A 25,679-nucleotide genomic window follows, 5' to 3' on the forward strand; every position below is an offset into this window, starting at 1 on the left:
ATGCAAGATTTTCAATATTTCGTAAATAAAATAAAGTCTAAGAAATAGGGTGAGGTTATGGAACGGGTTGAAAGTATATTCAAATATATTACAGTCTTTTTAATGGGAGTTATTATAGTAACAGTAACACTGCAAATCGTTGCACGAGAAATAATATATTTTCCCGTAAGCTGGACTCAGGAAGTAGCTAAATATTCATTTATATGGATGAGCTTAATTGGAGCGGCATTGGGAATTAGAAATCTTTCTCATGTAAGCATCGATGTGATTGTAAATAAGTTACCACCTAAGATAGAAAAGTTTATTCAATATTTTATAGAAGTAAGTATTATTTTATTAATGACTGTACTACTGGTTCAAAGTTTTAGATTTAGTTTATCTGCTGCCGGGCAAACCTCTCCAATAATTGGGGTGCCAATGAGTGTTGTATATGTAGCTTTAATTGTATTCTCGATTCTATCGATACTCTTTGCCTTTGAAAAAATTGTGAAGCTGAATAAAGGAATAAGCATTGAAAAAGAAGATGAATAGTTTTTTGAAGCTAATTTCAAGGAGGTAAAAGACATTGATAGCTATACTTCTTATTACATTTCTTATCTTGATTTTATTGAATATTCCGATTGCTTTTGCGTTGGCTATAGCATGTTTGTTAGCACTACTTTCTGATCCTGTACTACCATTAACACTTATTCCACAACGGGTTTTTAACGGATTAGATTCCTTTCCGTTGTTAGCTATCCCGTTCTTCATTTTAGCCGGTGCTATTATGGATAGGGGTGGTGTATCAGCAAAAATTATTAACTTAGCTAATGTATTAGTAGGTCATATCCGTGGGGGATTAGCAATGATTACAATTGTTGCTTCGATGATATTTTCTTCCATGACCGGATCATCAACAGCTGCTACTGCAGCAATCGGAAAAATTGTCGTACCTTCAATGAATGAAAAAGGTTATTCTAAAGGATTTTCTGCAGCATTAGTAGCTGCTTCCGGATCACTGGGCTCTGTTATACCACCGAGTATTACTTTGATTATTTTTGGAGTTGTTGGTGGAGCTTCAATTGGGAAGTTACTAATCGGTGGTATTTTACCTGGTGTTATTTTAGGGCTTATGCTGATGCTGGTTAGTTATATTATCGCTTTGATTATGAAATATCCCTCTGAACAAAAACATTCTATAAAGGATCTTGGCCGGTCTTTCGTTGATGCGATTTTAGCATTATTTATGCCAATACTGATGTTGGGTGGTATTTTATTAGGGGTATTTACAGCAACAGAATCTGCAGTAGTAGCCATTCTATATGGACTGATTTTAGGTATGTTTGTCTATAAGAAGATACACATAAGGGATTTACCCAAAATTTTTTATGAAACGATATTAATTTCTTCAATGGTTGTCATGATTATTGGAATTGCAGATTTATTTGGCTGGCTGGTTACTTCTCAACAGCTGCCTCAATTAATAGCTGGTTTAATCACCTCTATTACGACAAATCCATACCTAATTCTGTTCTTCATTTTATTATTATTGCTATTTGTCGGTTTATTCATGGAAGCAAGTGCAGCAATTATTATTTTGACTCCTGTGCTGTTGCCGATCACGAACTCCATGGGGGTGGATCCAATTCACTTAGGGGTTGTAATGATCTCTGCGTTAGCAATTGGTGTTGTTACACCACCAATGGGAGTTAATCTTTTTGTTGCAAGTGCCATAACAAATTTAAATGTCAGTGTCGTGATAAAACATATTTGGCCATTTGTATTAGCTATGTTTATCGGGTTGATCATCATTGCGTACTTCCCATTTACGGCTACCTGGCTGCCAACATTCCTTGATTAACGGATGATCATTATCTTAACAGCACATGAAGTATTGTAATAAATATCAGTGTGCTGTTTTGAAAAATATCTCGCAGTGTAAAAAAACAAACAATGTGAGAAGCAGCTGATTTCAAAATTTATAAATAAAGAAGGTGTTTGTATGGATTCTATAGAAAAGAAATTTTTAAAGCTTGGAGCTGAAAATGCTCCGGGGCAAGAAGGAAGACAAAATAATGATGAAATAAAATTGTCAGGGAATAAGATACCAGGTAAAAAAGTTGATTTTTCACATGGTGACGTTGATGCATTTGAACCTATTCCAGGCTCATTAGATCATTTTATAGAAGGTGTTCAAATTGGAGGCAAGCAAGCTTATACGGAGTACCGAGGCAGCGAAGAAATTCGTGAGATGACAGCAGAAAAACTTGCTGATTTTACAAGTTCAAAAATTAATCCCGAAAAGAATCTTATTATTACACCAGGTACACAAGGTGCACTCTTTTTAGCAATGGGCTCTACGATTAGCCGCAACGACAAAGTTGCTATTGTAGTTCCTGATTATTTTGCAAATAGAAAATTAGTAGAGTTCTTTGAAGGTGAAGTTGTTTATATATCAATGAACTATTTACACTCGACTTCATGTGCCGGTTTAGACTTGGAGCAGTTAGAAGAAGCCTTTAAAGCGGGTGTTAAGCTTTTTTTATTCTCAAACCCAAATAATCCGGCCGGGGTCATTTATTCACCTGATGAGATTAGAAAAATTGCTGAACTGGCACAGTCATATGGCGTACAAGTTGTTGTGGATCAGCTATATTCGCGCCAGGTTTTTGATGGGATAAATTATACTCATTTAGCAGCACAGAATATATTAGATTCTGAAAATTTAGTTACTATCATGGGCCCATCAAAAACAGAATCTTTAAGTGGATACAGGCTTGGTGTAGCATTTGGTTCATCAAAAATTATTAATCGAATGGAAAAGCTACAGGCAATTGTATCGTTAAGAGCTGGAGGCTATAATCAGGCAGTATTGAAATCTTGGTTTCATGAGCCAGAGGGCTGGATGGCTCAAAGAATAGCACAGCATCAAGCTATTCGCGATGATTTGGTTGCAAAGCTACGATCCATTAAAGGAGTTAAGGTAAGGAGCACAGAGGCAGGTAGCTATTTGTTTCCTAGGGTTCCAGAATTGACAGTGAGTATGGAGGAATTTATTAAAATTCTCCGTATTCAAGCCAATGTTATTGTAACTCCAGGAACAGAGTTTGGTCCTGAATTTACTAGCAGCTTCCGTATGAATTTTTCACAGGATCATTCTGCCGCAGTTGAAGCAATAGATCGTATTAAAAAAGTTGTAGAGGAGTATCGAAAATGAGTCTTTCTAAATCAGATGATAATCCTATTCCGCAAGGGAAGTACGTACCTTCTTCGCGTTTTGGAGATTTAATCTTCACATCTGGCATGACTCCAAGACGTAGAGGGATTCTGATTCAACAGGGAAAAGTAAGTGAGGAAGAGCCTTTAGAAAGTTATAAAGAAGCAGTTGAGCAAGCAGCATCCAATGCACTGAGTGCTGCGAATAGCATGCTTGATAAACAGGAAAAGTTAGAAAAAATTATATCGTTAAATGTCTATATTTATGCAGAAGAAAATTTCCAAGCACATTCCAGTTTGGCTGATTTTGCTTCAGAATATTTTTATCATAAGCTGGGACAGCATGGAATTGGAAGTAGAGCAGCTATCGGGGTTTCATCTTTGCCAGATAGTGCCCCATTTGAAATTCAGCTAATTGCTGCTTGTGCTAAATACTAACTAACGATGAACTATAACCATAAATAAGAACGTAGGATAGATGATAACGATTAATGTTGTTTATCACGGAGAACCGCCCGTAAAACTCCCTCCACAAAATAAAGAGTAAGAATGAATTTATTTAGGCGTGAGATAACGGGCGCTAACTCCTTGAATCACTAAGGCTAATTCAGTGGGAGAATGAAGGAAGCAGACTAAGTTCGCGACGTCCTGGGACTGGGACTGCGATTACTCGTCCCATCGTAAAGAGTTGTGCGTCGAAAAACTCCCACTGAATGAAGTTTCGTTTTATAAGGGAAGGAAGTAGCGAATGTTAAAAGTAGAAGAGATAAATTCACTGATAAAATTAATAGATCAAACTTCTATCAGTGAGTTTACTTATGAAGCAAATGGAACCGTCCTATCAATGAAAAAAAATAATGAAATGATCTCCGCTGACCAACAGGGAACAGGGGGAATAATTTCTGAGCAGCTATCTGAAAAAGAAATAATAGAAAAAAATACTTCAGCTATTTCTGAGAAAATAAGTGCAGTAACAGAAACTGAAGAAACAATAGATGATAATTATGAAATTGTTTCTCCGATTGTAGGAACACTTTATATGTCTCCATCACCAGATAGTGAGCCTTATGTTTCAGAAGGAGCCATGGTAAAAAAAGATACGGTTGTTTGTATTGTAGAGGCAATGAAGTTATTTAATGAGGTGGAAGCAGAGATAGCCGGTGAAATAGTAGAAATTTTAGCCGAAGATGGCGAAATGGTTGAGTATGGTCAGCCATTATTTAGAGTAAGGGAAAAATAAGGACGTGGAATATAAATGATAAAAAAAATATTAATTGCTAACAGAGGAGAAATTGCTGTTCGAATTATACGTGCATGTAAGGAGTTGGGGATTGATACGGTTGCTGTTTATTCAGAAGCTGACAAGGAAGCGTTACATGTTCAGCTGGCGGATGAAGCATACTGTATTGGCCCGGCATTGAGTAAAGATAGTTATCTTAATTTCACAAATATCATAAGTGTTGCAGCTCTTTCCAAGGTACAGGCAATTCACCCGGGCTATGGTTTCTTAGCAGAGAATGCTGATTTTGCGGAAATATGTGAGGAATGTCATATTACATTTATTGGCCCGCCTAAAGAAGCTATTCAAAAAATGGGGATAAAAGATGTTGCCAGAGAGACAATGAAAGAAGCTGGTGTTCCGATAGTACCTGGGTCCGACGGAATTATAGAAAGAGAAGACGAAGCAAAAGACATCGCTGAACGTATTGGTTATCCAGTTATTATAAAGGCAACTGCCGGTGGAGGCGGGAAAGGTATCCGAGTTGCTAGGACGGAAGAAGAACTGATAAAGGGGATCCGTGTTACACAAAAAGAGGCAGAAACAGCATTTGGAAATCCTGGTGTGTATCTTGAAAAATACATTGAGGATTTTAGGCACATCGAAATTCAAGTTTTAGCTGATAACCATGGGAACGTTGTCCATTTAGGTGAAAGGGACTGTACCATACAAAGAAGGCTGCAAAAGTTAATTGAAGAGTCACCTTCTCCAGCAATAACTCCAGAGGTACGTAAGGAGATGGGGGAAGCATCAGTCCAGGCAGCAAAAGCTGTAGATTATACAAGCGCCGGAACGATCGAATTTATTTTTGATCGAAATAGCAAGGCTTTTTATTTTATGGAAATGAATACAAGGATTCAAGTAGAGCATCCAGTTACTGAAATGGTAACCGGTGTAGATTTAATTAAAAAGCAAATTAAAATTGCAAATAATGAAGTAATGTCATTCAAACAGGAAGATATCAAGTTTGAGGGATGGGCAATCGAATGTCGAATTAATGCAGAAAATCCTTTTAATAATTTTATGCCATCAGCGGGTGAAATAGAAATGTACCTGGCTCCGGGCGGGCTAGGTGTAAGAGTCGATTCTGCTGCATATCCTGGTTATCGGATACCTCCCTATTATGATTCTATGATTGCCAAATTAATTACATATGGTAGCAGCCGTAAAGAAGCCGTTTATCGTATGAAGCGGGCGCTGGATGAATTTATAATAGAAGGAATCCATAATACAATTTCATTTCATCATTCCATTATGGAGCATGAGGTTTTTATGGAGGGGGATTTTAATACGAGTTTTTTGGAGGAGCATCCGATTTTGGAAAAAGAGATGGTGAAAGGATGAATTAGCTGAATTCAGGAAAAATTGATAAGAAGATTAATGAACAGTTAATTGACAAGTCGAAAAAATAATAATTTATTGAGCTAAGTAAGCATGAAATTATCATAGTAGTTGATTATTTCATGCTTACTTTTTAAATTTTATATTTATTCATTGGAGTAAAAGCCAATCAATAAAAACTCAATATGTTTGATATCAAAGCATTTAGTGGACTTCGAATAAATTGACTTTTAGTCTGGAAAACCTGGTGTTGAAACTTTTTGATAAAATATAAAAGTTTCCTTGTAAGTCAGTTTGAAATCAAAGTTTTTAATTATTTTGTGTTTGAATTGTTGCAGTAGCCCCGCCATTTTCAGATAGCTTATTTGCTAATTTAATAATTTCTTCTGTTGCTAACTCTCTCTTTTTCTTCCAACTATGCTCAGTCATAGTGAAACTAACTCCATATACAATTTCATTACTAAGGTCGTAAACTGGTGCGGCTACACAATAAAAACCTTCTGCGCCTTCTTGTTCCTCTATCACATAATTGTCTTTTTTTGCTTGTTGAATTTGTTCCCATAATTCATCTACATTTCGTACTGTGAATTCTGTTTTCCTTTTAAACTCATCTTCTGGAAAAATTGTTTTTAATTCATCGTAATTAAATTTTGATAACTGAATTTTTCCTATTGCAGATGCGTATGCAGGGTAGCGGGTTCCTGGATCTGTCACTAACCTCACAGGTGAACTTCCTTCTTCTCTTCCAATATAAAAAACATCACTACCAATTAATTTTCCAAGTTGAATATGTTCATCTACTCGTTCAATTGCTATTCTAGCCTCATTTGAAAATACTTCCAAAATATTGAATTGATTTAAATAAGTTGAGCCAATAAATCCTAATACAGAACCTAATGTATAAGTTTCACTTTTCTGTTTTGTTACCCATCCTAATGTTTCCAATGTATGTAGTATCGAAAACATAGAACTCTTATTTATTTCTAAACGATTTGATAAATCGATTAACCTCAATTGATTTGGGTATTTTGCAATTTGTTCAATAATCGTATTTGCCCTCTCTAAAGCCGGCACCCAATACTTCTTTTTGGTCATTTTCTTAATTCACCTCATATCTTTATGATGTTAAACTAAGTTTTTTATTATAAACTAAATTATATTTTATCATTAAATTCATGCAATTGTAAAATATTTTTTAATTATTCTCCATATTGAATAGCTTTTCTACATTTTTTTATCACGGAGAACCGCCTGTAAAACTCCCGCCACAAAATAAAGAGCGAAAATAAATTGATTTAGGCGGGAGATAACGGGCGCTACCTCCCTGAATCACTAAGGCTAATTCAGTGGGAGAATGAAGGAAGCAGACTAAGTTCGCGACGTCCTGGGACTGCGATTACTCGTCCCATCGTAAAGAGTTGTGCGTCGAAAAACTCCCACTGAATGAAGTTTCGTTTTATTACGTGTTATTGGTTAGAAAATTTATTAAGATAACAGCCACGAACTGAAAAGAACAAAGTATAAACAATAAGAATATTTGAAAATTATTTGACAATTAAATCCTCTTAAATTATAATCGGTTTATCCAAAAAAACTTAGTTTTATATAATAAACTAATGTTGTGGTGCTTAGATTAAGTAGTATTTAAAAAGTGTAAATCACTACTTAATATACTTTTTCTGTAGACTATTATTTTTTCAAATTTAGAAAGGGGTTATGTGTGAAATGAGATTACTTACGTTTCAACAAAATGAGCAAACAAAAGTTGGGATTCAAGAAAAAGAAAGCGTTTACGATTTGAAGGAGCTTATTGAAATTTTTAACCAACACAATGGCGAAAATGTCTCAATCAAAGGTGATTTAGACTTTATTGTTGTTCATAATGAAGAAGTTATGGAGACTATTGAAAAGGTTTGGAATTGGGCACAGGCAAAGAAGGAAGATGTGTCTCAAGTTGCTCATAAATTAGAAAATATAAAAGTGTTACCACCGGTTTCTCGTCCAGGAAAATTAGTTTGTGTAGGAAATAACTATATGGATCATTGTATTGAACAAAATGTAGAACCACCAAAAAAACCAATGATTTTCTCTAAATGGCCATCATGTATTGTAGGACCTAATGATGTTATTAAACTGCCTGAGGATTCAGCACAAGTAGACTATGAAGCTGAACTTGCTGTAGTAATAGGTGAAAAGGGAAAGAACATTTCAGAAGAAGAAGCACTTAATTACGTATTTGGTTATACTATCTTAAATGATGTAAGTGCTAGAGATATACAGTTTGAAGACGGGCAATGGGTACGTGGGAAATCTTACGATACATTCGCGCCAATTGGTCCTGTGATTGTAACTAAAGATGAAATTGAGGATCCTCATAATCTAGAAATTACATTGGAGCTTAATGGTGAAATATTACAAGACTCAAATACCAAGAATTTAATTTTTAATATTCCTTACCTTATCTCTTATTTATCTAAAGGTTTTACATTTGAACCTGGAGATATTATTGCAACGGGTACACCTCATGGAGTTGGAGTATTCCGTGATCCACAAGTATTCTTAGAATCTGGTGATACATGTAAAATTCAAATAGAAAATATAGGGGTGCTAGAAAACCCTGTGCGCTAATAGAGAACTGGGGGGATTTTGATGAAAGTTTTATCATGGAATGGTCCAAAAAAAATGGAAATTGAAGAAAAACAAATACCAGAACTAAAACAGAACGAAGTATTAATTAAGGTTGAGGCAGTAGGGCTTTGTGGATCAGAGATCGAGGGTTTTTTAGGTCATAACAGCTTGCGTGTTCCTCCACTAGTTATGGGACATGAGTTCAGTGGCCATATTGCAGATATAGGGAAATCTGTTACAGGTGTGACAAAAGGAACTAAAGTAGTGGTGAATCCATTACTAATTTGTGGAACTTGTAAGCAATGTCGTCGAGGCAATGAAACACAATGTGAAAATAGACAAATTATTGGGATTCACCGTTCAGGAGCCTTTGCAGAATATGTAGCTGTTCCAGCAAGTGCTATTGTTGAAGTTCCGGAGAAACTTGATTCTTTTGCAGCTTCTTTGGCTGAACCATTAGCATGTACATTTAGAGCAGTCAGACGCGCGATGGCCGCACATACTGTTCCCAATATTCTGGTGTATGGAGCTGGAGCAATCGGATTATTAAGTTCATTTGTGGCGAAAGAACTTGGTGCAAATAAAATTATCGTTGCTGATATCAATGAAGACCGTTTACAGACACTTCAAGAAGTTGGCATTGAGAATACGTTAAATAATAGTAAAGATGATTTTGAAGCAAAACTAGAAGAAATTGTAGGTTATAAGGGAATTGATGTTGTGATTGATGCGGTAGGATTCCAAGCAACTCGTACACAATCTGCAAAAGTTGTTAATCCAGGTGGAATGATTATGAATGTTGGTCTTGGAATTGATGAAACAGTTGTTCCAATTAACCACTATATCCGAAGTGAAATTACAATTCTTGGATCGTTCTGCTACTCAAGACAAGATTTTCAGGATGCTGTTCAGCTTCTAGTAGAAGAGAAAGTAACTCCTAAAGGATGGACAGAAGTCCGTACATTAGAAGATGGACAGCAATCATTTATGGATCTAGTAAATGGCGAAGTTAAGAATAGTAAAATTTTTCTAGATTTAAATAAGTAAAATTGCATTGAACTTAATGAATTGGATTAAAGTACTAGTTACATCGATTAAAAGAAAAAGACCTTAAAGGAGGAAAACATAATGAGTGTAACTGAACAAAAAATTGTTGATATTCGCGCGTATGTTGTTGGTGGTGGCGGTGGCGATTATCACGATCAAGATCAGGAGCATTGGATTGTAAATCAAATTGCCACACCAATGAGTATTTATCCCGAATATAAAAAAACACGTACTAGTTTTGGAATTAATGCATTAAAAACATTAGTAGTTGAAATTGAATCTGATAACGGTGAAATTGGTGTCGGAATCTCTACGGGAGGTTATCCAGCAGCCTGGATTGTGATGAATCACTTAGACCGTTTTATTGTTAAACAGCCTGTTACAGCAATAGAAAAAATGTGGGATCAAATGTATCGGTCTACTATCTATTATGGCCGAAAAGGTATTGTTATGAATGCAATTTCTGCAGTTGATTTAGCATTATGGGATTTACTTGGGAAAGTAAGGCAAGAACCTGTATATGCAATGATTGGCGGAAAGGTTCGTGATGAAATTTCTTGCTATGCAACTGGCCCCCGTCCCGATTTAGCGAAAAAAATGGGTTTTATTGGTGGGAAAATGCCACTTGTATATGGCCCTGCTGATGGCGAAGACGGTTTAAGAAAAAATATCGAACGATTAGCTGATATGCGTGAAAAAGTTGGAGACGAATTCATGCTTATGTGGGATTGTTGGATGGCACTAGATTTACCTTATGCACAAAAACTAATGGAAAAATCCAACGAATATGGACTTAGGTGGATAGAAGAATGTTTTAACCCAGATGATTACTGGGCATATCGTGATCTGAAAAAACGTGCTCCAAATAATATGATGATAACTGGCGGTGAGCATGAAGCAACCCGTTATGGATTTAAAATGTTGTTAGAATTTACGGATATAGATATTGTACAACCAGATGTAGGCTGGTGTGGTGGTTTAACAGAGCTTATAAAGATCGGTAATCTAGCAGAAAGCCACGGTAAATATGTGATCCCACATGGTAGTGGGGTATACAGCTATCACTATGTAATTACAAAAACGAATAGTCCGTTTGCGGAATATTTAGTAATGAGCCCAAATGCGGATGAAGTAGTTCCACAATATTTTCCTTTGCTGGAGGGGGAAATCATTCCAGAAAATGGCAAGGTGAAAATAAATGATAAGCCAGGTTTTGGAGTAACGTTAGCCAAAGATGCTAACTTAGAGCAAATTTTAAAGGATGCATAAAACGAAACTTCATTCAGTGGGAGTTTTAAGGGCGGTTCTCCGTGATAAAGAAGAACATGACTGATTCAACTATATTAGGCGCTTACTCAATAATGTCGATGGATAACCAACACTGTTGACGATATTTAGAGAGGAGAAAAGCGCCTTTTTTAGAAAAGGGAGAAAGTTTATGGGGGCAGATATAATGTTGATAGTATATTTGGTAATAGCTTTAATGATCATGCTTGGACTTGTTGTGTTTTTTAAATTGAATGTTGCCATTTCCTTGGTAATAGCTAGTTTATTCATGGGGATTGCTTCTGGTTTGGGGTTGGTTGGGACTATCGAAGGGATTTCTGATGGATTCGCTGGTATGATGCGTGATCTTGGTATTCCTATCGGGTTAGGTGTTATTTTAGGTAAATTGATTTCTGACTCAGGTGGTGCTTATTCTATTGCTCATGCAATTGTAAAGAAGACATCTGAAAAACTAGCGCTGTACTCTATTGGACTTGCTGCATTCGTATTAGCTATTCCCGTATTTTTTGATGTTGCTTTTTTAATTTTGGTACCGCTTGCAGTACAAATTGGGAAACAGCTTAATAAGTCACTACCTTATCCAGTAGGTGCTATTATAATCGGAGCAGCACTTTCACATACTTTAGTACCGCCAACGCCCAATCCATTAGCAGCTGCAAGTATTCTAGAATTTGACTTAGGTCTTATGATTCTGGTAGGTACGATTGTTGGATTTATCGCAACGCTATTAACGATAAAAATGTATTTTTGGTTTCTTGATAAAGGATTTTGGAAAAAAGAAACAGACGAAGATGCTACTGTGGAAAATCCGTATGGTAATTTAGATATTCCGGAGAATCCACCATCTGCATGGTTGGCACTGATTCCAATCATTTTACCAAGTATCATGATTTTGTTGGGTTCAGTTGGTAATGTTATCTTTGAAGAAAATCCAGAAATTATCACATTTTTAAGTGATCGAATCATAGCTTTATTAATTGGTGCACTTGCAGCATACTTAGTTGCAGCAAAAACCTTAAATAAAGAACAAAGAGATGCATCGTCTTCAGAAGCAATGCAAGCAACAGGTATTGTATTATTAATTACTGGTGCGGGTGGCGCTTTTGGTGCTATCATTCAAGGTACTGGCATTGACCAAGCTATTTTAGATATCTTTGTAAGTGATGCACAATCTACATTAAGTATTATCTTATTATCATTTTTTATGGGTGTGCTATTCCGTACAATAACTGGTTCTGGTACTGTTGCAGGGATTACTACTATGACCATTATGGCTGGTGTTGTTGCGGGGACAGATGTTCAACCTGTTTGGGTGGCGATGGCTTCCTTATCAGGTGGTTTAATGCTTGGGCATGTGAATGATAGTGGATTTTGGATTACTACTAAAATTGCTGGTTTAACTGTTAAAGGTGGTTTGAAAACATATACTACTAGTGAAGCACTTGCTGGTATTATTGTGTTATTAATTACTTTAATTGGCGCTCATATTTTCTAATAGATTGAGTTGAAAATACTTGAAGTATAGAGTAATAATCACTGCTCTATACTTCAAGGTGTGTTTTAATTAATTTATGTGGATGTAGATACTATTTCACAAGAATGATAAAGTGAAAAAATAAGTCTTCTTATTTGAAATTGTTGATATCCATATCTCAAAGAATCAGTTTAATAACTCACATACAAAATTTTATATAAATTTTTGTTTTCACTTTATTTCCTGCTATAAGTTCTTACAATGTTACACAATACCACCTCTAAATTTTCCCTGACTAGATGAGATATTATATAAATTATGCTTCCAATCTCAATATGTAATCCGCTGCCCTCTATCAATCAACGGATAAACCTGATTTATTTTGATAATAACAGCACTGGCAATTAGCGCCTTTAAAACATCCCCGGGTAAGAATACAAGAGCTGAGACGGCGGTCGGCCCCCATGGAAGATTAGACAAGATAGATAGATAGGTAACACCGATGATATTAACAATAATAACCCCGCCGAAAGTAGTAATTAATACAAGCTTCCAATAGGTTAGAGAATGGATATTTTTTTCTGTAAAATATCCGATAATCCAGGCTGCGATTGGCCAGGATAGAATATAACCTCCAGTTGGTCCAACCAGAACCCCTAAACCACCCCGTCCGCCGGTTAGTAAAGGAACTCCAACTGCAATGAGAAAAACAAAAAGGAGTACGCTGAGGCCGGCACGTTTTGCGCCAAGTATTCCGCCAGCCAGCATGATGCCGAGTGTTTGTGCGACAACTGGTACAGGAATAACCGGAACTGGAATAGGAGGGAAAATAGCTAAAACACCGATAATTGCTGCAAATAGTGACATAAACATCATATCTCTTACTCTCAATTTATTTCCTACTTTCTTGTTGTAATAATAATAGAATAAGAGAATATATCCTTATTGTCAACTTATTTTATTTAAGGTTGACAATGTGGGCGGATTTGTTAAATACCAGTGTTGTTGTAAATGCTGTCTTAAATGATGAATTAGCTTGATTTATAGGAGTGTTGTTTCTGTAAGGTAAAAACACTTCGAGTGTAAATCACTAGAAGCGTTATTACCTATTTGACTAGTAAATTACTAATCTTACTTTCCCAATTTGAAATAATATCTCGAATTTATCATTTTGATCGAGAAAACTCCAGCCTCAAGCGAAGCTAGGGTGGAGATAAATCGTTTTTTTGTATACAAACATACGTTCTTGTGATACTATATCAATATACGAAACAGTCTTTGAGAACTGGATATACAGGGTTGTGACAAGAAATGCTTTGTCACGTAAAATATCCAAGCACTACTTGACACGCACACACTGAAATTGCGAAAACCAAGCTAAAACAGGATGTGCGGTGAAACCGTCGTATAAAGTATTAAAGTGTTCACCGTAGAGACTACGGGTAGAGCCTGCTAAAATAACTGATGGTTGCATTGGTGTTCGTAGGAATCTCCATCTTCAGGTTTTGCTTGAAATCAAGATGGAGTAGTTCAATGTATATTACTAGGGCTATATTCCAAATAACCATAATTTTTCAAGGAAACAATATTTATACCAAAAAGAAACATGCTAATGATAAAAGTAAAAATTTCACTTTTTTATGCAATTTAACCCTTCAATATTTTTAGAATACTACCAAAGTTAATTAATAAGGTTGATGTTTAAAATAAGATAATCATTTATCCATTTGTTCTGACCTGCTATTCAATTTCAAGATCGGGTACAATAAAAACGGTATTATACATTTCATCATTGTCGCCTTCTATCAAATTTACATTAAATTGATGATATTCTTCAAATTCGTCTGTTTCAAATCGTAAATGGATTCCATCGTCTGTCTGTTCTTCGTTTACTTCTTCTGCATCCTCAGGCATATGCTTTTTTGCTTCTTCCAGTGCTTCTTCATAAGTCCGTTCAGGTTCATCCGTTTCTGAAAAATTAAGTCCAAAGGAATATACTATATCTTCTTCTTCACTTATTCCTGCAGCGATATAAGAGGTTTCATCATTGTAATTGAAGTAGGGCTGTGAAAGAGACGCATTTTCTGGGGCATTTATCGGTTCATAATCATGTTCGCCATATTCTTCATAAATTTCATCCGGTGTACTTAAATACCCTGGCATACTTCCTGCTTCGCTGCTGCATCCTGCAATGACGAGCAAAGAAAAAAGAAGAAAGATATACCTCTTCATTTTCCGCCTCCTTACTTTATGGAAGTTAATCGATTAGTTATTATGATTGTTATCTTATGCTGTTATCTAGTGAATACCCTTTATTTAACATATTAAACGTATTTTTTATATAGTTATCACTGAAAAACAAAAATCATATTTTACTAAACAGCTAAGACATAAGTCTTGAAAAAGATAAACCCGCTTTGAAATATTCAAGTCTAGTGTGTGTAAAAAATTCAACTGGTTGAATCTAGACGAATTTTCTTATTTGATCATTAAAAATGCTAGACCTACCCCTGCACAGGCAAGCAAATTTCACAAACGTGTTTTCCAGCATGGACTTCGTATACCGCTCTATAATTGGTCTAGCCTCATCTAACTGATAGCAGGCCTCAGTTAATTCAGTGAAAATATCCTGCCAGGCCCTGTTCATTGCTTCCGCTGTATGATCAATAGTAAAAACAGCATAATTGCCTCCTTGTAACATACCCTTTTGAACACATGCATCATCTATTTCTTGCTGCTCAGAAAGTACCAATGCTGTATCATATCGGCATGCTTCAGGAGAAACAAGAGCCGGATCATCATGGATAATTCCTAATATAATTGCGCTATCTGTCAGTAAATTATCCTGTGAAGTATTGTTATAGGTCATCCAATGTTTAAACGCAGCCATCAGCTGTTGATTTTCCTCCCCATATGCCCCTGTTCTCCGCATATAGACAATTGGTAAATCTGAAATTTGTTCTATTTTCATCTGAAACACTCCTAAAAATTATAAGTACGCCGGCGCCTAAAAACATCATAAGTTCCTTTAAAATGAAAAACAACCATTATTTTAAAAATAATCAAATAATTTAAAAAATAATTTGAAATATGTAACTTAGTTTCATCTGTTTGTATAATAGGTATGTAGAAAAGTAACAAGAGGACGGAGGAAAAGTTATGAAATTACTTATTGTAGAGGACGATAAAACAATTGCATCCGGTTTAGAGTACTCCTTAAATCAGGAAGGTTATGAAGTGATTGTCTGTCATCATACGCAGGGAGCGGAAGAAGTTATCGAAAAAGAGCTAAGCGGCATTTCTCTATGCTTATTTGATCTATCCTTGCCTGATGGAAGCGGCTATGATTTATGCCGCCGGGTGAAGGAGAAGACGGATGTTCCTGTTATTTTTCTGACCGTTGCCGATGATGAAGTGAACGTGGTAATGGGTCTGGATATGGGTGCGGATGATTATATTACCAAGCCATTTCGCATCCGTGAACTAAGCTCGCGGATTAAAACCGTCCTCAGACGCTATCAGAAAAGTAAAACCCATGAGAAAGATTCTATCCAGCTTCATTCGGTAGAGGTTTACCCGTTGGAGGGAAAGGTTTATAAACAGCAGGAGGAGCTGGTCTTAACAGCTTTGGAATACCGTTTACTTATGATTTTTATCAATCACCGCGGCCTGATTCTGTCCCGTGAACAGCTGCTGGAGCAAATATGGGACGCAGCCGGTGAATTTGTCAATGATAATACGCTCACGGTATATATCAAACGGCTCCGCAAGAAAATTGAGGATAACCCGCAAAAACCGGCGTTAATAGAAACAGTCAGAGGACTGGGATACAGGATGGCGGCTGAAGATGTTAAGAAATAAGGAAATCCGTGTTTTTGTTATTTCCACTGTACTGATTTTAGGGATTGGAGTATTGCTGGGCTATATCCATTCACCTGTCACCGCTTTATTTATTGCTGTTGTGGGCGGGACCTTGGCTGTTTGCTATATTGTATGGATGGTCTGGCGTTATCAGAAAATGATTCAGCTATCCAGTTATTTACGAAAAATAATGGCAGGTGATACCTCGCTGGATGTCCGGGATAACCGGGAAGGTGATCTTAGTATATTAAAAAATGAAATCTATAAAATGACAAGAATGTTATCGGAACAACAGGAAGGATTGAAGAAGGATAAAGAAAAGTTAACAGATGCGATTTCAGATATTTCCCATCAAATCAAAACACCGCTTACTTCAATGACGGTCATGGCTGATTTATTAAGCGAGCCAGATTTAGAAGTTGAAAAACGACAGGAATTTACATACCATATCCGCAGGCAATTAGAAAGGATGGAGTGGCTTGTTTCTTCGTTATTAAAGCTTTCCAAGATTGATGCAGGAACTACGTTATTCCATAAGGAAAAGATAGAAGCGAAACAGCTTGTTAAAGAAGCAGCAGCACCGATGGAAATTCCTCTTGAACTGAAAGAAATAGATCTGGAAATAGAAGGGGAGCCGTGCACTGCATTTATTGGGGATAAAAATTGGACGAAAGAAGCTTGTATCAATATATTAAAGAATGCGGTCGAGCATACACCGAACGGCGGAAAAATAACGATCTCTTATGAAGAAAATGCGATTTATACAGAAATACGAATCAGGGATAATGGACAAGGAATTGAAAAGACAGAGATCCCGCATATTTTTAAACGTTTTTATAAAGGAAGTCATGCGGCAGATGGAAGTGTTGGTATTGGATTAGCGATGGCTTATTCGATTGTCACCAATCAGCAAGGAGATATTGAGGTCAACAGTGAGCTGGGGAGAGGCACTACTTTTATTCTGAAATTTTACAAGCAGGTTGTTTAAGCCAAAGTGACAATTTTGTCACCGGCGGCATTGTCACTGTTCCGTCATTTTAGACAAGTAGAGTAGAAAGTAAAGGAAAGCAACAAGGAGGAAAACGGAATGGTATTAATGCGGATTGAAAATTTGTCTAAAGTGTATGGAAAAGGAGACACGGCAGTAAAGGCATTAGATAATGTATCTTTTTCTGTGGAGCAGGGGGAGTTTGTAGCGATTATTGGACCTTCTGGTTCCGGAAAATCGACTCTCCTGCATTTGTTGGGAGGTGTGGACAAGCCAACGAATGGAAAAGTGTTTATTGAGAAGACAGATATTTATGGATTAAATGAAACACAGCTGGCGATCTTTCGGAGACGACAAATTGGTTTAATTTATCAATTTTACAATCTATTGCCAATTTTAACAGTGGAAGAGAATATTACCTTGCCGATGTTATTAGATGCACATAAAGTAGATCAAAAGCATTTCAAAGAAATTGTGGAAATTTTGGGGTTGCAAAAACGTCTCGATTATTTGCCGAACCAATTATCCGGCGGTCAGCAGCAGCGTGTTTCAATTGGCAGAGCATTAATCAGTAATCCATCTATTATCCTTGCTGATGAACCAACCGGAAATTTAGATAGTAAGAATAGTAAAGAAATTATTGATTTGTTAAAGCTGTTTAATAAAACTTATAATCAAACATTGGTAGTTATCACGCACGATGATCGTATTGCCCTGCAAGCGGACCGGGTGATTTCGATAGAGGACGGAACGATTGCCAAGGACGAGGTGATCCGTCCATGAATATTGTCAATAAAGTAACGCTGAGGCATCTCAAGGAGAACAAGCGGAGGACGCTCGTTACGATCTTTGGGGTGGTTATTTCTGTCGCAATGATTACAGCTGTCGCCGCATTAGGCGCTTCTATTATAGACATGCAGCAGCGGGATGTTATTTCTTATAGAGGGGACTGGCACTATGCCGTAGAAGACGTAGATAAGGAACAATTAAAAGCCATTCAGGCTGAAGAAAATACGGCATCCATTGGCCTTATGGAAGAATTAGGCTTTGCCCCGCTAAGTGATCAATCAATGAAAAGATACCTTTACGTCCGGTCAATGGATGAAACAGCTATGAAACAGATGCAGGTGGAATTGACAGAGGGAAGACTGCCGAGAAATGATAATGAGGTTGTTATTTCGGAGGCGTTAAAGAAGGAGGATGTTGATTATCAGATAGGGGACACGATTGAGCTGGATATTGGCCAGAGATATGCACTGAATGAAGAAGAGGATCGTCCCCTGGCTCTGGATGAATCGCTTTATGAAGGAGAAAATGGATTAGAGGAAGAATTACGTGATCAGGAAGAACACAGCTTTACGATTGTCGGCGAGATTGCGGAGCCTATTTGGGAACCCGCCTGGGCAGCAGGATATACGGTGCTTTCTTATACAGATGGTTTAGCTTTGACAGAGTTTGATCAGGCGTATGTCAAAGTAAATGAATTAAACAGTACGCTGTTTGATGATTTAGAAAAATTAAGAGAAGATTTGGGAATTGAAGTTACAGAAACGGCAACGAATACCGATTTGCTCGATACGCATTTAATCTCCTTGAACGGCGGTATGGTGGCAGCACTTTCCGGTCTTCTTACGGTTATTATTGTGATTATTATGGTTGGATCAATTGTATTGATTTATAATGCTTTTGCAATATCCGTATCAGAACGATCCAGATATTTAGGCATGCTTTCCAGTGTCGGGGCAACGAAAAGACAAAAGCGAAATTCTGTATTATTTGAAGGGTTTATTATTGGTCTGATTAGTATCCCGGTTGGAATAGGGGCAGGATTACTTGGAATAGGTATTACACTTCATTTTATTAGTGGAATGTTAGCAGGGGCCGGTTTTAATTCGGATATTCATCTGGTTGTAACCCCGTCGATATTTATAATTGCGATCGTGGTATCGTTGCTTACCATTATGATTTCCGCATGGATACCTGCTGTCAGAGCATCTAAAATTACAGCGATCGATGCGATTCGTCAGGCAAAGGATATTAAACTTACCAAAAAGAAAATCAAAACAAACCGGTTTGTTCAGAAATTATTCGGTTATGAAGCAGAAATTGCCTTGAAGAATTTAAAAAGAAATAAGAAACGTTATCATGTGACCGTATTTTCTTTAATGATCAGTATTATATTATTTTTGTCAGTCACCTTTTTTACAGACACGTTGACCAGATCCTTTGAACTGCAGTCTGAGGAGATGAATTATGATATTTCTGTCCAGGACAATTCGGTTGATAAAGAACTGGCTGATTTTTACCCGGAGATAGAAAATATGGATAATATAAAAGAAGTCAACATGTATCAGCAAATAAAAAGTGGTGCTCAACTGCCTGAAAAGATCGCAGGGGAAGAAGGCTCTGATTCAGAAATGGTGGATGAAAATCCGGGGAACTACACCATTCAATTAATCGGCCTCTCACCGGAAGATTGGGGAGATTATCTGCGTGATAATAATATTTCAGCAGCTTCTGATGAAAATCTTTCAGCTGTTTTGGTAAATAACGTCTCCTATAGGAATCATGAGAATAAATATGTGGAAGCGGAAATGCTGGATGTGGAGGAGGGAGATTCCCTGCCGTTTCAATTTGAATATTTTGATGAGGAAAAAGGAGACTTGCAATTAGCAGGGGAGGAAGAGCTTGAACTGATAGGTCTTACGGACAATTTCCCATTAGGAGAATTTTATCCTTCCTCCAATACGTTATTTGTTATTGTTAATGAAAACACATTTGATGACATAATGGAACGTACTCCTGCAAGTCAATATGCAAGTTCAGAATTATATCTTACATCGGATGATGCGAATCAGGTGCAGGAAGAGCTGGAAGCACTTGAAATGAGCAACGGAATAGAAATAAGGAATATCTATGAATTCCAGCAGCAGGACAGACAATTAGTCTTAGCGTTATCGATCTTTATTTACGGATTTATTACGCTAATAACCTTAATTTCCATTGCAAATATATTTAATACGGTTTCAACCAGCGTTGCGTTAAGAAAAAGAGAGTTTGCGACCTTAAAATCGATTGGTATGACACCAAAAGGCTTCAACAAAATGATCCGATTTGAAAGCTTGTTCTACGGGATGAAGTCGTTAATCTACGGATTACCTATTAGTTTTGTTGTGATGTATTGGATTCATTTACAAACCAGAAATGCATTCGAGTATCCGTTTCAATTACCTTGGCTTTATATTGGAATTGTTATTTTAGCTGTCTTTATCATTGTAGGGGCTGCGATGCTTTATTCGACTTCGAAATTGAAGAAGGATAATATTGTAGATACGTTGAGACAGGAAAATATTTAAATAAAACAAATGGGCTATCTTAGATGAGGTTATCTGAGATAGCTTGTTTTTTGAATTAAAAATGAAGGTTTTACTACTACATCTTATATTTGTAAATGCTTGATGCTTAATTTTTACCCCATTGTTCATGAATCCCATACATATTAGTAGATATATTATTACTTGAGATATTTCCTGTAGCGATACCGAAAAAAAGAGATACTGCTTTTTGCACTATCTCTTCATCTTGAATCTATTTTTATCAAAATACTATTTCAGATCCCTTAAATTGGCATATCAGATGATAAAAAAGCAGGTAGCTGTTGTTCATGTTTATCGAGCATAATCTGCTCCGGCTTGACACCTTGTTCCCGCAGTACTTCTATATTTTGTGTAAGGAATTCATCACTGCCAACTACATAGAACAGCCCATCCTTGTCTCCAGCAAGATTTTCCACTTCTTCATAGTAGTCTTTACGATTATCAACGAACTGTGATGTGAATTTCTTGTCAGGGGTGGACTCAAAAATATTCGTGAATAAGTAATCCCTGGATGAATCAATATTTAAAGAATGAATTTGGTTGACGTTATCAGCACGTTCAAAATAATCTAGTACAAGCGGTCTGAAAGTTGCCAGGCCGACGCCGGACGATAGCAGGTAAACATTTTTATTTTCTCTTTTAAGCGGTACATTCGAGTGTGTTTTAAATATGGCAACTTCATGGCCAACTTCCATATTTCTTAAAATCTGTTTAAATTCAGAGCATTCTTCTCTAATGCGTGTTGTGATCCCAATAGAATTTTCATGCGGTAATGTGGTGATGGACATATGGCGAATCAGACTGCGGTTTGGTTTATCACCGGCATTAAACCCTTCAAATGCAAAGTGGGTGTGAGAACCTTCTTCCCAAGTAAAGCCTTCCGGACAATCGAGCATATACGTTTTAACCTCTGGCGTCTCTTCTATAATACTATTTATTTTAGTCCAATATATTTGCATTATTATCAATTCTCCTTATTTCATTATATGTTTGTTACCATCTAATATACACCAAATGATAATAATTCTCAATTAAATGGACCGATTATTTTAAATGATTTATGTGAAATAAGTCCATTGAAAAACAATACCTGAATGAATAGTTTTGTTTTTCACGTTGTCAAACTTCCAATTCTTAATTTAACTGCGACAACGCTTCTTCCGGAACTTCCTCTTCCGTGATTTCTACCCAGCCCTTTCCGTAACTTCCTGATGTGTCAATCCGGAGAAAAGCATCTGTCCGAAGCTCTCTATCTATCACTTTCGTAATTTGCTGCTCATCGCCTTCTTCATTATATCCTGAAAAGACATACTTATAATTTCCGGTCCATAGCTTCTCATAATTATCCTCTGTTGTTTCTACGTAATAGGTTTCTACAGGATGCTGTAATAACCAGTCTGTTATGGGAATAATCCCGGCTGTTGTCTTTTGAATGGCAACAGCTGTAATGGTTAATATAATAAGCACTCCAATGAATATCTTTACTGCTTTTTTCATATGCGGACACTCCTTTTTATGTTCTTTATTCTAATTGTTATTGTAAAGAACAAGGCTGATAGCAAAAATCGTTTTTACTTACAAGAAGCTTACACTTTTGTAAGGTGAAAATGCTTTCTCTATTTTTGTAGTTCCATTCAATCTGTGCCATAATGATTTAAAAATATAGAACGCTTGAAAAGGGGAATATAGATGCAGACCATTATGATCGTAGAAGATGATCCGAAGATTTCAAAGCTCTTGCAGGATTATATTGAAAAATATGGTTATCAGGTATCTTTTATTACAGATTTTGAACGAGTTATGGAAGTGTTCCAAGAAACAAAGCCTGACCTGGTGCTTTTAGATATTAATTTACCAAGTTATGATGGCTTTTATTGGTGCAGGCAAATCCGTACAGCGTCTACTTGCCCAGTGATTTTTATATCGGCACGTACGGGTGAGATGGATCAGGTAATGGCACTGGAAAATGGAGGGGATGATTTCATCACAAAACCGTTCAGTGCGGAAATTGTAATGGCTAAAATACGGAGCCAGCTCCGTCGCGCATACGGAGAATACGCGCAGGACGTGAAGGAGCGCTTTTTGGAAATAGAAGGACTAAAGCTTTTGCCGGAACGTCTGGAATTAACTTTTTCCGGAAAGGACACATTTTTATCCAAAAAAGAAGCAGATATTATGGAAACATTAATGAATCGCTATCCGCGTGTTGCCGGCAGGGAAGATTTGCTGGAAAAACTATGGGATGACCAAACTTATGTCGATGAAAACACATTAAACGTCAATATAACTAGAGTGCGGAAAAAATTGCAGTCTGTCGGAATAGAGGATGGTGTTGAAACTGTCAGGGGCGTCGGTTATCGGTTAAAAAGTCTGTTGAAAGAAGAATAAGTAAACATAGGGGAAGTGTCAGGATGCAATTTAAAATTGTTGAAGAGAATGATTTGATTTCATGCAGTAAATTATTTGTAACTGTTTTTAACAAGGAACCGTGGAATGATGAATGGACGTTAAAAAAAGCTGGTAAATATCTGTCAGATTTTTACCGGACTCCCGGTTTTTTAGGCGTCTCAGCAGTAGAAAATGGGAAGGTTATTGGATTTATATTTGGAGTACGCCGGGCATGGTGGAGCGGAGATGAGTTATTTATTAATGAAATGTGTGTAGACACGACTAAACAGAATAAAGGAATTGGCAAAGCACTGATCAATGATTTAATAAATAAATTGGATTCCAATACGATTACCACTATTTCACTTTTAACGGATAGAGGAATACCCGCAGAAGATTTTTATAAAAGAAATGGCTTTAAAGAAATTGAAAGACTTGTTTTTCTAAGTCGTGATGTTTAAACAAAAAGACATTCATTTTATCACGGAGATAACGGGCGCTACCTCCCTGAATCACTAAGGCTAATTCAGTGGGAGAATGAAGGAAGCAGACTAAGTTCGCGACGTCCTGGGGTTGGGGCTGGGACTGCGATTACTCGTCCCATTGAAAACCATTGTGATTACTCGCCCCATCGTAAAAAGTTGTGCGTCGAAAAACTCCCACTGAATGAAGTTTCGTTTTATATAGAAATACGATTAAAAAGTAATGAAATGTCTCATGATTCAAAGGAGATGTACAATGAAGTTATTTTTGAAAGAACATGCTTTGCTGATTACGCTCAATATATTGCAATTTAGTGCTATTTTACTTATTTATTGGCTGGATGGTTACCGTAATCTGCTGCCGGCATTGTATGCCATTTTTATTGGTTTCTTTTTACTTACCTGCTATCTGTTTTATCAATATCTCAGCCGGCGGGCATTTTATCAACGTTTAAGCAGACCTTTGGAAACATTGGACGAATCATTGCAGAAAACTAGCCAGCACCCTGTTTCAGAGGCTTTGAATGAGCTTTTGCGGAGTCAGTATAAACTGTACCGGCAGCAGATCAATGCCATTGAAAAGGAGAGGGAAGAACATCTGAAGCTGATGGATCAGTGGGTGCATCAGATGAAAACGCCGATTTCTGTTATTGAGCTTACCGCACAGGGCCTGGATGAGCCGGACTCCTCCAGTATCCGGGAGGAAACAGAGCGGATGAAATCAGGCTTAAATACAATTCTTTATATGGCGAGGCTGCGGACGATTGAGCAGGATTTTCATATCAAACCGATCCATTTGGAGTCATTAGTCCATGAAGTAAATGGAGAAAATAAACGCTTCTACATACGCAATAAAGTCTATCCGAAAGTGGAGGAACGAACAGAAGGATTAACGGTACAGACAGATGAAAAGTGGCTTTTTTTTATTCTGACCCAGCTTATTTTAAATGCAGTAAAATATTCTTCCGGAAAAAGTAATACCATTCTTATTTCGATCTATGAAAGGGAAAAGGAGGCTGTCCTGGAGGTGAAGGATTTTGGCGTCGGAATTCCGGAAGCGGATAAGAAGCGTATATTTGATGCTTTTTATACCGGAGAAAACGGCAGGAAATTCAGAGAATCTACCGGGATGGGACTGTATTTAATTAAAGAGTCGGTGGAGCACCTTCACCATCAGATTGAATTTGAGTCAAAGGCAGGAGAGGGAGCAACATTTCGGGTTGTTTTTTCGGAAACGCAAAAGTTATGAGTCATTATAGCTGAAATATAAGTTATGGAAGAAGTACAGCAGAATATTAAATTGAAATTTTATCATGATTATGATGAAATAAAGATAATATCATGAAGGAGTGAGGATATGGTAAACATTCGACCTGTTTCAGATTTAAGAAATAACTTTACAGATATTTCAAGAATCATACATGAAACATCCGAACCGGTGTTTTTAACCAAGAACGGATATGGTGATATGGTTGTCATGAGTATAGAAGCATATGAACGGAAAATATTTGAAAGTGATATTTATTTAAAATTGAAAGAAGCAGAAATAGAGGCTAAATCAACAGATAAAAGATATACACATGAAGAAGTGTTTTCAGAGTTAAGGTCCAGAATAAAAGATAAGGATACAGATAATGTATAAGGTAATTTATTTACCTTTAGCAGTCAGTGATTTAAGGAATATTGTAGATTATATTCAAACACACTAAAAGCATCTGAAGCAGCAATAGATTTAGTTAATCAATTGGATAACTCTATAGCAAGGTTAGAACAGTTTCCTTATTCGTGTAGAGTTTATCAGCCTGCTAAGGAATTAGAAGATGAGTATAGGCTATTACAGGTAAAAAATTATATTGTCTTTTATACAGTAAAGAATGATAAAGTAATGATTTATCGAATAGTTTATTCTAAAATGGATTTAACAAAAGTTTTATCAAGTCATGTTGATTCACAAGAATCCCCTTATAATGAATAAAGTTAAACCGTTTAAGAGAAGGAAATGACACTTCTCTTTTTTATTGATTTAAATTATAATCATCTCCGAACCTGTAAGTTTTCTAAAATACTGTTTCCCTCCTCCTGATCATTTATCACGGAGAAGCGCCCGTAAAACTCCCGCCACAAAATAAAGAGCGAAAATAAATTTATTTAGGCGGGAGATAACGGTCGCTACCTCCCTGAATCACTTAGGCTAATTCAGTGGGAGAATGAAGGAAGCAGACTAAGTTCGCGACGTCCTGGGGTTGGGGCTGCGATTACTCACCCCATCGAAAACCGTTGTCGCAACGTCTGCACTAGCACATCCTGGGACTGGGACTGCGATTACTCATCC

At 36.8% G+C, this 25,679-nt stretch carries 24 protein-coding genes and 1 pseudogene; 19 read left to right on the forward strand and 6 right to left on the reverse strand.

Annotation, left to right across the window (positions count from 1 at the left end):
- Window positions 1-57: 57 nt before the first annotated feature.
- From BN986_RS22635 to accC, 6 genes are all read left to right on the forward strand, one after another.
- Window positions 58-531 carry a TRAP transporter small permease gene (locus tag BN986_RS22635; protein WP_040984433.1) on the forward strand — a complete coding sequence of 158 codons (474 nt, stop codon included), beginning with the start codon at window positions 58-60 and terminating at the stop codon, window positions 529-531.
- 34 nt (window positions 532-565) lie between these two features.
- Window positions 566-1,840, forward strand: coding sequence for a TRAP transporter large permease (locus tag BN986_RS22640; RefSeq protein WP_040984435.1), 1,275 nt, complete (start codon window positions 566-568; stop codon window positions 1,838-1,840).
- Between the two features lie 141 nt (window positions 1,841-1,981).
- Entirely contained in the window at window positions 1,982-3,196 is a 1,215-nt protein-coding gene (locus BN986_RS22645; protein WP_040984436.1) for a pyridoxal phosphate-dependent aminotransferase, read from the forward strand.
- A complete protein-coding gene (locus BN986_RS22650; protein ID WP_040984439.1) occupies window positions 3,193-3,633 on the forward strand; it encodes a RidA family protein in 441 nt (146 codons plus the stop codon). Before BN986_RS22645 ends, BN986_RS22650 begins: the two co-directional genes overlap by 4 nt.
- Window positions 3,634-3,943: 310 nt before the next feature.
- Window positions 3,944-4,435, forward strand: a complete 492-nt coding sequence (gene accB / locus BN986_RS22655; RefSeq protein WP_040984442.1) for an acetyl-CoA carboxylase biotin carboxyl carrier protein — start codon at window positions 3,944-3,946, stop codon at window positions 4,433-4,435.
- Between the two features lie 15 nt (window positions 4,436-4,450).
- A complete protein-coding gene (gene accC / locus BN986_RS22660; RefSeq protein WP_040984444.1) occupies window positions 4,451-5,818 on the forward strand; it encodes an acetyl-CoA carboxylase biotin carboxylase subunit in 1,368 nt (455 codons plus the stop codon).
- 306 nt (window positions 5,819-6,124) lie between these two features.
- Here the strand turns inward: accC and BN986_RS22665 are convergent, their stop codons facing one another.
- Window positions 6,125-6,910 carry an IclR family transcriptional regulator gene (locus BN986_RS22665; RefSeq protein ID WP_040984446.1) on the reverse strand — a complete coding sequence of 262 codons (786 nt, stop codon included), beginning with the start codon at window positions 6,908-6,910 and terminating at the stop codon, window positions 6,125-6,127.
- Window positions 6,911-7,540: 630 nt separating this feature from the next.
- On the opposite strand from BN986_RS22665, the gene BN986_RS22670 reads away from it, so the two are divergent.
- The 4 genes from BN986_RS22670 to BN986_RS22685 all read left to right on the forward strand — a co-directional run bounded on the left by BN986_RS22670 (window position 7,541) and on the right by BN986_RS22685 (window position 12,272).
- A complete protein-coding gene (locus BN986_RS22670; RefSeq protein ID WP_040984448.1) occupies window positions 7,541-8,443 on the forward strand; it encodes a fumarylacetoacetate hydrolase family protein in 903 nt (300 codons plus the stop codon).
- A gap of 21 nt (window positions 8,444-8,464) precedes the next feature.
- Window positions 8,465-9,490, forward strand: a complete 1,026-nt coding sequence (locus BN986_RS22675) for a zinc-dependent alcohol dehydrogenase (protein ID WP_040984451.1) — start codon at window positions 8,465-8,467, stop codon at window positions 9,488-9,490.
- An 81-nt stretch (window positions 9,491-9,571) separates the two neighbouring features.
- Window positions 9,572-10,759 (forward strand): L-rhamnonate dehydratase, encoded by a 1,188-nt coding sequence (rhmD, locus tag BN986_RS22680; protein WP_040984453.1) that lies wholly within the window; start codon window positions 9,572-9,574, stop codon window positions 10,757-10,759.
- 184 nt (window positions 10,760-10,943) lie between these two features.
- Window positions 10,944-12,272, forward strand: a complete 1,329-nt coding sequence (locus BN986_RS22685) for a GntP family permease (RefSeq protein ID WP_244445072.1) — start codon at window positions 10,944-10,946, stop codon at window positions 12,270-12,272.
- A gap of 309 nt (window positions 12,273-12,581) precedes the next feature.
- On the opposite strand, the gene BN986_RS22690 is transcribed toward BN986_RS22685, so the two are convergent.
- From BN986_RS22690 to BN986_RS22700, 3 genes are all read right to left on the reverse strand, one after another.
- A complete protein-coding gene (locus BN986_RS22690; RefSeq protein WP_040984457.1) occupies window positions 12,582-13,142 on the reverse strand; it encodes a biotin transporter BioY in 561 nt (186 codons plus the stop codon).
- A gap of 849 nt (window positions 13,143-13,991) precedes the next feature.
- On the reverse strand, window positions 13,992-14,483 hold the full coding sequence (locus BN986_RS22695) for a membrane lipoprotein lipid attachment site-containing protein (RefSeq protein WP_040984459.1): 492 nt from the start codon (window positions 14,481-14,483) through the stop codon (window positions 13,992-13,994).
- A gap of 232 nt (window positions 14,484-14,715) precedes the next feature.
- Window positions 14,716-15,222, reverse strand: coding sequence for a GyrI-like domain-containing protein (locus BN986_RS22700; RefSeq protein WP_052401087.1), 507 nt, complete (start codon window positions 15,220-15,222; stop codon window positions 14,716-14,718).
- A 188-nt stretch (window positions 15,223-15,410) separates the two neighbouring features.
- On the opposite strand from BN986_RS22700, the gene BN986_RS22705 reads away from it, so the two are divergent.
- The 4 genes from BN986_RS22705 (at window position 15,411) to BN986_RS22720 (ending at window position 20,456) form a co-directional block, all read left to right on the forward strand.
- Complete coding sequence (locus BN986_RS22705; RefSeq protein WP_040984461.1) at window positions 15,411-16,112, forward strand: response regulator transcription factor; 702 nt, start codon at window positions 15,411-15,413, stop codon at window positions 16,110-16,112.
- Entirely contained in the window at window positions 16,099-17,100 is a 1,002-nt protein-coding gene (locus tag BN986_RS22710) for a sensor histidine kinase (protein WP_040984463.1), read from the forward strand. The genes BN986_RS22705 and BN986_RS22710 overlap by 14 nt, the downstream gene beginning before the upstream one ends.
- A gap of 99 nt (window positions 17,101-17,199) precedes the next feature.
- Window positions 17,200-17,883, forward strand: a complete 684-nt coding sequence (locus BN986_RS22715) for an ABC transporter ATP-binding protein (protein ID WP_040984465.1) — start codon at window positions 17,200-17,202, stop codon at window positions 17,881-17,883.
- Window positions 17,880-20,456: an ABC transporter permease gene (locus tag BN986_RS22720; RefSeq protein ID WP_040984467.1), complete on the forward strand. Its 2,577-nt coding sequence runs from the start codon at window positions 17,880-17,882 to the stop codon at window positions 20,454-20,456. The genes BN986_RS22715 and BN986_RS22720 overlap by 4 nt, the downstream gene beginning before the upstream one ends.
- A gap of 263 nt (window positions 20,457-20,719) precedes the next feature.
- On the opposite strand, the gene BN986_RS22725 is transcribed toward BN986_RS22720, so the two are convergent.
- Together BN986_RS22725 and BN986_RS25940 are read right to left on the reverse strand one after the other, a co-directional pair.
- Window positions 20,720-21,436 carry a bifunctional nitric oxide dioxygenase/dihydropteridine reductase 2 gene (locus BN986_RS22725; protein WP_040984470.1) on the reverse strand — a complete coding sequence of 239 codons (717 nt, stop codon included), beginning with the start codon at window positions 21,434-21,436 and terminating at the stop codon, window positions 20,720-20,722.
- Window positions 21,437-21,611: 175 nt separating this feature from the next.
- The gene (locus BN986_RS25940; protein ID WP_052401089.1) at window positions 21,612-21,974 is read right to left on the reverse strand and encodes a YxeA family protein; all 363 of its coding nucleotides are present in this window, start codon (window positions 21,972-21,974) and stop codon (window positions 21,612-21,614) included.
- 192 nt (window positions 21,975-22,166) lie between these two features.
- Between BN986_RS25940 and BN986_RS22735 the strand changes: the two genes are divergently transcribed.
- The 5 genes and pseudogenes from BN986_RS22735 to BN986_RS28155 all read left to right on the forward strand — a co-directional run.
- Window positions 22,167-22,865, forward strand: coding sequence for a response regulator transcription factor (locus BN986_RS22735; RefSeq protein ID WP_040984472.1), 699 nt, complete (start codon window positions 22,167-22,169; stop codon window positions 22,863-22,865).
- Between the two features lie 23 nt (window positions 22,866-22,888).
- Window positions 22,889-23,326: a GNAT family N-acetyltransferase gene (locus BN986_RS22740; protein ID WP_040984474.1), complete on the forward strand. Its 438-nt coding sequence runs from the start codon at window positions 22,889-22,891 to the stop codon at window positions 23,324-23,326.
- 277 nt (window positions 23,327-23,603) lie between these two features.
- Window positions 23,604-24,596, forward strand: a complete 993-nt coding sequence (locus BN986_RS22745) for a sensor histidine kinase (RefSeq protein ID WP_040984476.1) — start codon at window positions 23,604-23,606, stop codon at window positions 24,594-24,596.
- Between the two features lie 108 nt (window positions 24,597-24,704).
- Complete coding sequence (locus BN986_RS22750; RefSeq protein WP_040984478.1) at window positions 24,705-24,989, forward strand: type II toxin-antitoxin system Phd/YefM family antitoxin; 285 nt, start codon at window positions 24,705-24,707, stop codon at window positions 24,987-24,989.
- 57 nt (window positions 24,990-25,046) lie between these two features.
- Window positions 25,047-25,322: pseudogene (locus BN986_RS28155) on the forward strand (type II toxin-antitoxin system RelE/ParE family toxin); the annotation flags it as partial.
- Window positions 25,323-25,679: the final 357 nt, after the last annotated feature.

It is taken from the genome of Oceanobacillus jeddahensis (genome assembly GCF_000750635.1).
Lineage (GTDB): Bacteria > Bacillota > Bacilli > Bacillales > Amphibacillaceae > Oceanobacillus > Oceanobacillus jeddahense.